This window comes from Stenotrophomonas sp. RIT309, from assembly GCF_000632045.1.
Taxonomy (GTDB): domain Bacteria; phylum Pseudomonadota; class Gammaproteobacteria; order Xanthomonadales; family Xanthomonadaceae; genus Stenotrophomonas; species Stenotrophomonas indicatrix.
On the sequence record NZ_JFYS01000042.1, the window covers coordinates 99637 to 111541 of the forward strand.

The 11905-nt window shown below is 66.7% G+C and carries 8 protein-coding genes; 5 read left to right on the forward strand and 3 right to left on the reverse strand.

Annotation, left to right across the window (positions count from 1 at the left end):
• Nucleotides 1-242: 242 nt before the first annotated feature.
• The gene (locus tag BW38_RS02340) at nt 243-1211 is read right to left on the reverse strand and encodes a LysR substrate-binding domain-containing protein (protein ID WP_025875812.1); all 969 of its coding nucleotides are present in this window, start codon (nt 1209-1211) and stop codon (nt 243-245) included.
• A gap of 109 nt (nt 1212-1320) precedes the next feature.
• Here BW38_RS02340 and aceB point away from each other — a divergent pair, with 109 nt between their 5' ends.
• The 4 genes from aceB (at nt 1321) to BW38_RS02320 (ending at nt 8232) form a co-directional block, all read left to right on the forward strand.
• The gene (gene aceB, locus BW38_RS02335; RefSeq protein ID WP_032978130.1) at nt 1321-2943 is read left to right on the forward strand and encodes a malate synthase A; all 1623 of its coding nucleotides are present in this window, start codon (nt 1321-1323) and stop codon (nt 2941-2943) included.
• A 69-nt stretch (nt 2944-3012) separates the two neighbouring features.
• On the forward strand, nt 3013-4314 hold the full coding sequence (gene aceA / locus BW38_RS02330) for an isocitrate lyase (protein ID WP_025875808.1): 1302 nt from the start codon (nt 3013-3015) through the stop codon (nt 4312-4314).
• 366 nt (nt 4315-4680) lie between these two features.
• On the forward strand, nt 4681-5721 hold the full coding sequence (locus BW38_RS02325) for a GGDEF domain-containing protein (RefSeq protein ID WP_025875806.1): 1041 nt from the start codon (nt 4681-4683) through the stop codon (nt 5719-5721).
• Nucleotides 5722-5736: 15 nt separating this feature from the next.
• On the forward strand, nt 5737-8232 hold the full coding sequence (locus BW38_RS02320) for a putative peptide modification system cyclase (protein WP_032978132.1): 2496 nt from the start codon (nt 5737-5739) through the stop codon (nt 8230-8232).
• Nucleotides 8233-8239: 7 nt separating this feature from the next.
• Here BW38_RS02320 and BW38_RS02315 read toward each other — a convergent pair whose 3' ends face one another.
• Complete coding sequence (locus BW38_RS02315; protein ID WP_025875803.1) at nt 8240-8536, reverse strand: NHLP-related RiPP peptide; 297 nt, start codon at nt 8534-8536, stop codon at nt 8240-8242.
• Between the two features lie 147 nt (nt 8537-8683).
• Between BW38_RS02315 and BW38_RS02310 the strand changes: the two genes are divergently transcribed.
• The gene (locus BW38_RS02310) at nt 8684-9859 is read left to right on the forward strand and encodes a putative peptide maturation dehydrogenase (protein WP_032978135.1); all 1176 of its coding nucleotides are present in this window, start codon (nt 8684-8686) and stop codon (nt 9857-9859) included.
• 45 nt (nt 9860-9904) lie between these two features.
• On the opposite strand, the gene BW38_RS02305 is transcribed toward BW38_RS02310, so the two are convergent.
• Nucleotides 9905-11887 carry an acetyl/propionyl/methylcrotonyl-CoA carboxylase subunit alpha gene (locus tag BW38_RS02305; protein ID WP_032978138.1) on the reverse strand — a complete coding sequence of 661 codons (1983 nt, stop codon included), beginning with the start codon at nt 11885-11887 and terminating at the stop codon, nt 9905-9907.
• Nucleotides 11888-11905: the final 18 nt, after the last annotated feature.

Sequence of the window (11905 nt, forward strand, 5' to 3'; positions counted from 1 at the left end):
CCAAGAGCAGGCCATGCCGTTCTGACAGATCGCGGAAATCTGTCAGAGGTGGGGCGGTGTGGGTGGGCAGGACCGTTGGCGCCATGGATGGCGCCATCGAGCCCCCAAGGACGGGTTTACGGCGTGTCCTGCCCACCCACACCGTCCCGCCATCCCATGGAATCCCCGCTGTTGCCTTTGCCGTTGCCGTTGCCGTTGCCGTAGATTCGGCAGGTGCAGGGCGCAGCCCTGCCGACAACCCCTCACCGCTCCGAATGCCCGCTCTGGTCGTAATCGCGTGGGCTGAACAACTCTGGCTGGATCAGCTCGATGAACGCCCGCGCCTGCGCCGACAGCGCCTTGCCGCGCCGCACGATCACCCCGTAACTCCGCTCCGGGAACCAGCGCTTCATCGACCGTGCGGCCAACCGTTCGCGGTCAGCATCGTTCAGGCACAGCGCCGGCACGATGGAAATACCCATGCCCATCGCCACGTACTGCTTGATCACCTCCCAGCCGCCCACTTCCAGCGCAACGGTGTAGGCGATGCGGTGACGCTGGAACACCTGGTCCACCAGCCGGTAGGTGATCTGCCGTTTCGGCGGCAGCACCAGCGGGTAACGGGCGATGTCGGCCAGTTCCAGCTCGCCACCGCTGGCCAGCGGATGGTCGTGCGGGGCGATCAGCACCTGTTCGAAACGGTAGGCCGGCGCATAGCTGAGGTCGGCCGGCACATCGGTCATCGAGCCGATCGCCAGGTCGGCGGCATCCTCGCGCAGCAGGTCGGTGCCGTCGGCGCTGATGGCGTTGTGCAGGGTCAGGCGTACGTCGGGGTAATGCTGGCGGAAGCGTTCGACGATCTTCGGCAGCAGGTACAGGATGGTCGAGCTGTTGGCAGCGATGTTCAGCTCGCCCGCGTCCAGCCCGCGCACCTTGTCGCGGAAGCGCGCTTCCAGGCCGTCCAGGCTCTCCACCAGCGGCTGCGCCATTTCATACAGCAGCTGGCCCTCGCGACTGGGCACCAGGCGCCGGCCGCTGCGCTCAAACAGAGGGACCCCCAGCTCACGCTCCAGCGCCTGCAACTGCAGGCTGATGGCCGGTTGGCTGACGAAAAGTGCCTCAGCCGCCCGTGAGACTGAGCCCAGGCGCACCGTCTGGCAGAACGCGCGCAGCGGCTTCAGCCGATCGGATTTGTAGGAAAAACGAGGACTTGGCGGGCTACGCGTGGTCATGGCGTCACAAGTATTAGCACAAATTATGTAAAGCATTGCAAAAACTGTTTTGCCAAATACAGGGCTGCGGCCGCACGGTGGAGTCGTTCCCCCACGCTGGAGTTCTGCCATGTCCGCCGTCGCTTCCGCTGTTCCCTCCACCGCCGCCAAGGCCACGCCGGGCATTGCCCTGGCGACCCAGGTGGCGGGCCAGGCCACCGTGCTGCCGGCGCCGTTGCTGGCCCTGCTGGTGTCCCTGCACCGGGCAGTGGAACCCGGCCGGCAGGCGCGGCTGCAGGCCCGTCGCGAGCGCCAGGCATTCTTCGACCAGGGCGGCCTGCCGGACTTCCGCCAGGACACCACCGCGATCCGCAGCGGTGACTGGACCGTGGCGCCGCTGCCGGCCGCGCTGCAGGACCGTCGCGTCGAGATCACCGGCCCGACCGATCCGAAGATGGTCATCAACGCGCTGAACTCCGGCGCCAAGGTGTTCATGGCCGACTTCGAGGATTCGACCTCGCCGACCTGGCGCAACCTGCTGGCCGGTCAGCAGTCGCTGGCCGCTGCGGTGCGCGGCGACCTGCAGTACACCGCACCCAATGGCAAGCACTACGCACTGCGCCCTTATGAGGAGCAGGCGGTGCTGATCGTGCGTCCGCGCGGCTGGCACCTGGACGAAAAGCATGTGCGCGTGGATGGCCAGTTCCTCGCCGGCGGCCTGTTCGATGCGGCGGTCTTTGCCTTCCACAATGCGCGCGCGCTGCAGTCCAGGGACCGCGGTCCGTACTTCTACCTGCCGAAGCTGCAGAGCATGGAAGAGGCGGCGCTGTGGGAGACCGCGCTGTCGCACATCGAAGGCATGCTCGGCCTGCCGCACGGGCAGATCAAGGTGACCGTGCTGATCGAAACGCTGCCGGCAGTGTTCGAGATGGATGAGATCCTGCACGCCCTGCGCGATCGCATCGTCGGCCTCAACTGCGGGCGCTGGGATTACATCTTCTCGTACCTGAAGACCTTCCGCCGCCACGCTGACCGCGTGCTGCCCGAGCGTGGCCAAGTGACCATGACCCAGCCGTTCCTGAAGGCGTATTCGGAACTGCTGATCCAGACCTGCCATCGCCGCGGCGCACATGCGATGGGCGGCATGGCCGCGCAGATTCCGATCAACAACGATGCCGCCGCCAACGAGCAGGCGATGGCGCGGGTGCGTGCCGACAAGCTGCGCGAAGTGAGCGCTGGCCACGATGGCACGTGGGTCGCCCATCCGGCGCTGATTCCGGTGGCGATGGCGATCTTCGACGAGCACATGCCAACGCCCAACCAGCACCACGTGCTGCGCCAGGATGTGCGCGTGGGTCGCGATGAACTGATCGCGCGGCCGCCGGGCACGATCACCCGCGCTGGCTTCGAAGGCAATGTCGAAGTCTGCGTGCGCTACCTGGCCGCATGGCTGGATGGCAACGGCTGCGTGCCGATCCACCACCTGATGGAGGACGCGGCCACCGCCGAGATCAGTCGCAGCCAGCTGTGGCAGTGGCTGCATACCCCGGGCCAGCAGCTGGACGACGGCACTGCCATCGATCTGGCGCTGCTCGATACCACCCTGGCGCAGCTGCCGGCGCGCCTCGGCGACACCTCGGCGCTGCCCGGTGGCGGCCGCATCGAAGAAGCCATCACCCTGCTGGCCGAGTTGAGCCGCAGCAACGAACTGACCGACTTCCTGACCCTGCCGGCGTACGCGCGCATCGACTGACCGCTGCATGCCGGTTTTCCCGCCGCTTCCTTCCCCGCTGCATCCGCACGAACCGAACTGGAGATAGACATGAGCACGCTGCCCACTGCCGAACAGATCCAGCATGACTGGGACACCAATCCGCGCTGGGAAGGCATCCAGCGCAACTACAGCGCCGCCGACGTGGTGCGCCTGCGTGGCACCGTCCATATCGAGCATTCGCTGGCCCGGCTGGGCGCGGAAAAGCTGTGGAAGTCGCTGCATGAGCGCGACTTCGTCAACGCGCTCGGCGCGCTGACCGGCAACCAGGCCATGCAGCAGGTGAAGGCCGGGCTGAAGGCGATCTACCTGTCCGGCTGGCAGGTGGCGGCCGATGCCAACCTGGCCGGGCAGATGTACCCGGACCAGTCGTTGTACCCGGCCGATTCGGTGCCGGCGGTGGTCAAGCGCATCAACAACACGCTGCTGCGTGCCGACCAGCTGCACCATGCCGAAGGCAAGGATGACATCGACTTCCTGCAGCCGATCGTGGCCGACGCCGAAGCCGGTTTCGGCGGCGTGCTCAACGCCTTCGAGCTGATGAAGGCGATGATCGAAGCCGGTGCCGCCGGCGTGCACTTCGAAGACCAGCTGGCCTCGGTGAAGAAGTGCGGGCACATGGGTGGCAAGGTGCTGGTGCCGACCCGCGAGGCGATCGAGAAGCTCAACGCCGCGCGGCTGGCCGCCGACGTGCTGGGCGTGCCGACCCTGCTGGTGGCGCGTACCGACGCCGAGGCGGCTGATCTGCTGACCAGCGACATCGATGGCAACGACAAGCCGTTCGCCACCGGCGAGCGCACCGTGGAGGGCTTCTACAAGACCCGCAACGGCCTGGACCAGGCCATCAGCCGCGGCCTGGCCTACGCACCGTATGCCGACCTGGTGTGGTGCGAGACCGGCAAGCCGGACCTGGAATTCGCGCGAAAGTTCGCCGAGGCGATCCATGCGAAGTTCCCGGGCAAGCTGCTGGCCTACAACTGCTCGCCCAGCTTCAACTGGAAGAAGAACCTGGACGACGCCACCATTGCCAGGTTCCAGAAGGAGCTGGGCAGCTACGGCTACAAGTTCCAGTTCATCACCCTGGCCGGTTTCCACGCGCTGAACTACGGCATGTTCAATCTGGCCCACGGCTATGCGCGCCGGCAGATGAGCGCCTTCGTGGAGCTGCAGGAAGCCGAGTTCGAAGCGGCCGAGCGCGGCTTCACCGCGGTCAAGCACCAGCGCGAAGTCGGCACCGGCTACTTCGATGCGGTGACCCAGGCGATCCAGCAGGGGCAGTCCTCGACCACCGCGCTGACCGGCTCGACCGAGGAAGAGCAGTTCCATGGCGAGCGCAGCGAACGGGCTGCGTGATCTGGTCGTGCCGGCCGCTGGCCGGCAACCCTTTGTGTTCCCGCAGTCCTTGATGCTGTCGGCCAGCGGCCGGCGCGACCAGGGCTCGGACTGATCAGGGTGGCCAGGGAAGGGCCAGACGACGCCGGCAGATCGGGGGATCTGCCGGCGTTGTTGTATCTGCGGCTGCTGCGACAATCGGCGTCGCGGTCACCGTAAGCTATTGATATGGCTTTCTTTCTTCCTGCGCCCAACGCGTGTGAATGGGCACGGTTGAGTCATGCAGGGCGGGGCACCGCGTCTTCACAAAAATGAGAAGCGGCGCACAGTTTGATTCACTGATATGCTCCGCGGCTCACCAGGGGACGCTGGCGGCGGGTGCAGGGAATGACCGGCAGGGGTGCGGCCGAGAACATCGACACGACAACCGGTATCGCCAAGGTGGCGATGGCCGAGATCGTGCATGCGCTGCTTTCCGACGAAGAGGTCGCCCTGTTTGCCCGGTTTGCCCAGCCCTGCCGTCTGCAGGCGGGCCAGTGGCTGTTCCACCGCGGCCATCGCGGCGAGTGCATGTACATCATCCTCGAAGGCCTGATCGAGCTGGATTTCGGCGAGGACCTGGTGCTCAAGACACTCGGCCGGCATGAGTTCTTCGGTGAGCTCGGCCTGTTGATGGGCGACCATCCGCGCAGCGCCAGCGCGCGGGTGATGGCCGACTGCCACGTGCTGGAACTGGGACCGGCTGATTTCCATCGCCTGGTCGAGTCCGACCCGGGGCTGGTGGCCTACTTCCTGCGGCGCACGATCCTGCGTGTGCTGACCAACGAGCAGGCCCTGATCAGCCAGCTGCGGCGGCGCAACCATGACCTGGAAGCCGCGCTGGACAACCTGTACATCACCACCCACCAGCTGACCCACACGCGTGAGCTGGTGCGCACCGACGAACTGACCGGCCTGCACAACCGCCGTGGCCTGGCCCTGTTCCTGCAGGAATGCCGCACGCAGGAAGAGGGGCCGCCGCAGGCGCTGCTGCTGATCGACTGTGACCGCTTCAAGCAGATCAACGACCGCCACGGCCACCAGGCCGGCGACCGGGTGCTGCAGAGCATGGGCAACATCCTGCGCTCGATGGCCGGCGAACATGACCTGGCCTGCCGCTTGGGCGGCGACGAGTTCTGCCTGATCCTGCGCCGGGCCAATGTCGAGATCGTGCAGCACGCGGCTGAATTCATCCTCAGCGCGGTGCACGGCCTGCTCGAGCGCAGCCATGGCACCCCGCACGTCAGCCTGGCCAGCATCGGTGCCAGCCTGCTGGCCCCTGACGCGGACTGGAGCGAGTGGTACGCTCGCGCCGATCGTGCGCTGTACCAAGCCAAGCGCGCAGGCGGCAACTGCCTGCGGTGGGCCAATGGCCCGGATGGACACTGAGCGGAGATCCTGGCGATGAATGGCGACAACGGAACGTCGGCCCCGCATAACGCCCAGCTGCGGGCGCTGCTGTTCACCGACCTGTGTGATTCGCTGCAACTGGTGGAGCGTATCGGCGACGCTGCCGCAGCCACCCTGTTCCAGGAGCACGACCGTCTGGTGCTGGTGTTGCAGCATCGCTGGAATGGGCAGTTGATCGACCGTTCCGACGGTCTGTTCCTGCTGTTCGAACGCCCGGTGGATGCGCTCGGCTTTGCACTGGATTACCAGCGCGACCTGCAGGCACTGGGCGAACAACGCAGGGTCGAGCTGCGCGCACGAGCGGGCCTGCATGTGGGTGATGTGCTGACCTGGGAAAACAGTCCCGAAGCGGTCAAGGTCGGCGCCAAGTCGATGGAAGTCGAAGGCCTGGCCAAGCCGATGGCCGCGCGCCTGATGACCCTGGCGCGCCCAGGCCAGATCCTGATGTCGGCAGTTGCCGAGTCACTGACCCGACGCGCCACGGATGCTTTGGGCGAGCGTGGCCAACGCTTGCTATGGAAGTCGCACGGGCGTTGGCGGTTCAAAGGCATGCCGACCGTCCAGGAAGTGATTGAAGTTGGCGAGATCGGCTTTGCTCCGCTGCGCCCGCCGCGCGCCAACGCCAAGGCACGGCGTGATCTGCCATTGTGGCGGCAGCCGGTGGTATTGCTGGCGGAAAGCCTGATCCTGGCATCTGTGGTGGTGGGGGGCTGGTTCCTGCTGCGCCCGGAGCCGGCCATCGCATTCTCAGAGCGCGATTGGGTGGTGCTGGCCGACCTTGAAAATTTCACCGGTGAGCCGGTGTTCGATGAATCGACACGCCACGCGATCCTGATCGCACTGGAACAGTCGCGCTACGTGAATGTGCTGTCCGAAGGCAAGATCCGCGAAAGCCTGGAAATGGCGCGCTTGTCCGGCGATACCCGCTTGAACCGCAGTGCAGCGATCGATGTGGCCATGCGCGAAGGCGCCCGAGCGGTCCTGCTGCCGACCGTACGCCCCAAGGCAGGGGGCTATCAGCTGGGAATCGACGTGGTGGCCCCCGGCAGCGGGCAGGTGGTGCGCAGCTTCACCGTCGCCGCCGACGGCCCCGACCAGATGATGTTCGCGGTGGACGATGTCGTCGGTCGTCTGCGCCGTGGCCTGGGCGAATCGGTGGCCAGCCTGGAGCAGTCCTTGCCGCTGCCGAAAGCCTCTACCCGTGACCTGCGTGCTCTGCGCGCCTATGCCCTGGCCGAGAATGCCCTGGGCCAGCGCCGCTTCGAGGAAGCACGCAATCTCTACCAGGCTGCGATCGACATCGATCCCGGTTTCGCGCTGGCCTACATGGGCGTGGCCAAGCTGCTGGCGCGCACCGAAGAAGGGCGGCAGGCCCGCGAGGCGATGCAGCATGCGCTCGCCCAGCAGGAACGCCTGCCACCGCGCGAGCGCCTGTACCTGAAGGCCTGGCAGGAAGAACTGGAACCGGGCGGCTGGGCCCTGGAGCAATGGCGGACGCTGGCCAAGGTCTATCCCGATTCCTTCGCCGGGCTGTCCAATACGTCCTGGCTTCTGTTGCAGGACAATCGTTTCAGCGAAGCCGAATCCTACGCACATGCGGCGTCCGTACCGCAGGATCCGCTGCGGCTGTATCCGATGGTGCAGTTGGCACGCATCCAGATCGCCCACAACCAACCGCAGCTGGCCGCCGAAACGCTGATGCAGGCACAAGGGCTGCGCGGCCGCGATGATCCCGATGACACTGGCGTCGATGTATTTGTGGCGCAGCGCCGTTACGTACAGGCCGGCCAGCTGCTTGTGAAGCTGCGCACCGGAGATGCGCTGGCGCAGCGGATGCGGCTGCGTGCACAGCTGCTGCTGGCTGCCGACCAAGGTGATTGCGCGTCGATGCAGGCGGCCGTGCGCGCGGACGCACCGGCACCTGAGCTTGCGGACATGCAGGTACAGCAGCGATTGCAGCACGCCAGCGTGACCACGTTGTGCGCGGCGGGCGACAAAGCCGAACTGCAGGCCATCGCAGCGCAGCTGCAGCCGCTGCTGGAAGATCGCGACGATCCCATGCAGCAGGCCCGCAGCCTGCAGTGGCTGGCCCTTGTCTATCTGGCTCAGCGGCAGGGACAGACCGATGTTGCCGAAGCCTGGCTGCATGCCAACGAGGCGCTGCTGCGCGCCCAGCGCAGCCCGATGGTCGGTAAATGGATGCGCGTGGTTGCGGCGATGGGCGAACTGCAGAGGCAACGGCCGGACGCTGCGCGGGCCCTGATCGAGCCGATGCTAGATGGCAGCGAGCCGGTGCAGGCGCACGTGGTACTGCTGCATGCGCTACGTGCGCAGAGCGATGAAACAGGCGTGCGCCGCGAGCAGGAATGGCTGGCCCGCCACCGTGGCCAGGCCATTGCCGAAGTCTCGGCGATGCAGGTCTGGCAGCCGCTGAACGTGCACGATGTATCGAGCTGGGCCGCGCCGGTGAAGGCGGGCGGCGCGCCCTGAGCCGGTATCAGCCGCCGATGCAATCGTCGACTTTGCCCGCTTCGAAGCAGAACACCACATTCATCGCGGTCAGCGAGCTGGCGAGGTGTTTCTGCAGGCCGTCGCGAACGCGGCGAAGCTCCTCCACCGGGGCGAGCGAGTCGATCTTCATGCAGTCCTTCTCACCCAAGGCAGCATCCAGACCGATGCTGGAGAGGGCCTTGGCCGGCGATTCGGCGAAGCGTTCGCGGAAGGCTGTATCGTTGATGAGGTTGTCCAGCAGTACGCCGGCATCTTCAGCGGAAAGGCGAGGGTCGGTAGCCATGTCGATCATCCAGAGTAGAACTTACGGTATCGGCCACCAACGCTCGGCATTTAGGGCGATGTGTGCATTGCACAGAAGCGCCTCCACAGTACCGCGGCCGTTGCGGGCAACCCGCATACTACGGTTTCCACTGGTGGATGATGAAAGATGCAGATCCGACGTTGCGCTATCGTGATGTTCGAACCCCGCAGCGAGGTCTCGCTGGACCTCTCCCTGCTGCTGCAGGGCCAGGCGGGACTGGTAACGCGCATGCATTGGCAGGCCCTTGCCGCCCATCTGGACGCACCCGTGGAGGTGAGCATCGAGGAAATCGATGTGCTGGGCCGCATCGAGCCGGATCGCTGGGTGGAGCCTGCACAGGTCGGCCTCGAAGGCGCCGCGCTGGCACGCCTGCTGGAGATCGGTCTGGTGATCAGCCAGGAGCCAGGTGAGGCTTCGCATCGTGACCGCGACCAGCGCGTGCGCGACGCCAACTGGTGGCCGCTGTCGGCGTTGCAGCACCGGATGGGACGCTGGGGCGGCATCAACAGCGCGCGTGAGATGCGCGAGCACAAGCTGGTCACGGCGCAGGATCTGCATGCCAGGTTCGGTGCACCGCCCGCCGCAGTGGATGCGCCCGGTACCGACCCCTTGATGTTGCCCTATACACCTGACGATGCGCGCGACGAGCTGCTGCGAAAGCGTGCAACCTGCCGAAACTTCGACGCGCAGCGCACGTTGGCGCTGCCGCTGTTGGCGCAGGTACTCAAGCGTACCGTGCAGGCACACGCCGCATTGCGGCCGGGGGATGGCATGGAGTTCCTGAAGAAGCACATTCCTTCCGGCGGCGGTCTGCATCCGTTGGAAACCTATGTGGTCGCTCTGGCTGTCGATGGTCTTGCGCCGGGCGTCTATCACTACCACCCGATGGAACACGCGTTGCGACCGGTCGCCGTTGCCACCGACGACCTGCGCACCTTGATGCTGGGTTTTGTTTCCGGGCAGGACTGGTTCGCCGACGCCCCGCTGCACCTCATCCAGGTGGCACGCTTCCCACGCAGCTTCTGGAAATACCGCCACCATCCAAAGGCCTACCGGGCGGTGCTGCTTGATGCGGGGCACCTGTCGCAACAATGGATGCTGTCAGCCACCGAGCTTGGACTGGCCGCTTATGTGACCGCGGCGATCAACGAGATCGACGTGGAGAAGGCGCTGGGGCTGGATGGCATCGATGCCAGCCCGGTGATGATATGCGGCCTGGGGTGGCGCGCGGACGCCCAGATCACCAGTGAATTCGACCCGCTGCAGCAGGTCTGGCGCGGGAATCCGGCTCCGCAACCTTGACCTCGTGGCAGCAGGTAGGCCGGGCAGCGCCCGGCCCACCCTCCATCACGCTGCTTCGAAATCCACCAGCACCGCGCCGTCGCCCACCTGGTCGCCGGCCTTGGCCCGATAGCCCTTCACCGTGCCATCGGCCGGTGCCTGCAGGGTGTGCTCCATCTTCATCGCTTCCAGCACCACCAGCGGCGTGCCGCGCTTGACCTGCGTGCCCGCCGCCACCAGCGTTGCGACGATCCTGCCGGGCATCGGTGCCAGCAGGCTGCCGGCATCGGCGCTGGCCTGCTCGGATTCGCCCACCGGGTCGTGCAGGGTGAAGCGGTGCTGGCCATCGCTGGCGAACAGGTACAGCTGATCGCCGTCGCGCTGCAGCTGCAGCCGCCAACGACGCTCGTCCATCTGCACCGACAGGGTCTGGCCATCGGCATGGCCGACCACCTGTTTCGGCGCGGCGTCACCGCACTGCACGCGCCAGCCATCGGCAGTGGTCCACACCTTCAGCGTGCGTGCCCGCTCTGCCTGCTGCAGCGGCACCGAGCGCGCGGCAGGCACGCCCAGCCGCCAGCCATCCTGTGCCTGCCACGGTGAATGCGGGTCGCGTGCATCGGCGGCAGCGGCAGGTGTGCTTGCTACGGCGGCGATCGCTGCCAGTTCCCACAGCGCCTGCTCACCGTCACCGGTGACCGCCAGTGCGGCCTGCTCGCGCTCGATCAGCGCGGTATCCAGCTTGGCGTTGGCGAACGAATCGGTCTGCACCAGGCGCCGCAGGAAACCGGCATTGGTGGTCACGCCCACCACCTGGCAGTCGGCCAGGGCCTGGCGCATGCGCCGCAGCGCGGCGTCGCGGTCCACGTCCCAGACGATCAGCTTGGCGATCATCGGGTCGTAGTACGGGGTGATGCTGTCGCCTTCTTCCACACCGGTGTCCACCCGCACGTTGGCCGACGGGGTCGGCAGGCGCAGGCGGCGCAGGGTGCCGGTGGAGGGCAGGAAGCCGCGGTCGGCATCTTCGGCATACAGGCGCGCTTCGAGAGCGTGGCCGTGGATGGCCAGTTCGTCCTGGCGCTTGGGCAGCGGCTGGCCAGCAGCCACGCGCAGCTGCCACTCCACCAGGTCGGTACCGGTGATGAACTCGGTGACCGGGTGTTCGACCTGGAGGCGGGTGTTCATTTCCATGAAGTAGAAATCGCCGTCCGGGCCGGCGATGAACTCCACCGTGCCGGCACCGACGTAGCCCACTGCGCGCGCGGCATCGACGGCGGCCTTGCCCATCGCGGCGCGGCGGTCGGCGCTCATGCCCGGGGCCGGCGCTTCTTCCAGCACCTTCTGGTGGCGGCGCTGCACCGAGCAGTCGCGCTCGAACAGATACACCGCCTCGCCATGGCCACCGCCGAATACCTGGATTTCGATATGGCGCGGGCGCTCGACATACTTCTCGACCAGCACGTGGTCGTTGCCGAACGCCGAGGCCGCCTCGCGCTGGCAGCTGGCCAGCGCATCGACGAAGTCCTCGCTGCGCTCGACCTTGCGCATGCCCTTGCCGCCGCCGCCGGCGCTGGCCTTGATCAGCACCGGATAGCCGATGCCGTCGGCCTGGGCGCGCAGGAACTCCGGCGCCTGCTGGTCGCCGTGGTAGCCCGGCGTCAACGGCACGCCGGCCTTGGCCATCAGTGCCTTGGCAGCACTCTTGTCGCCCATCGCGCGGATCGCACTGGCCGGCGGACCGATGAAGGCGATGCCGGCCGCCACGCAGGCGTCGGCGAAGTCGGCGTTCTCGGACAGGAAGCCGTAGCCGGGATGGATGGCCTGCGCGCCGCTGCGGCGTGCGGCGTCGAGGATGGCATCGCTGCGCAGGTAGCTCTCGCGCGCGGCCGCCGGGCCGATGTGGATGGCTTCGTCGGCCAGCCGCACGTGGCGCGCATTGCGGTCGGCATCGGAATACACCGCCACGGTGGCGATGCCGAGGCGGCGGCAGGTGGCGATGACGCGGCAGGCGATCTCGCCGCGGTTGGCGATCAGGACTTTGCTGAACATGGCAACAGACTCGGTCAT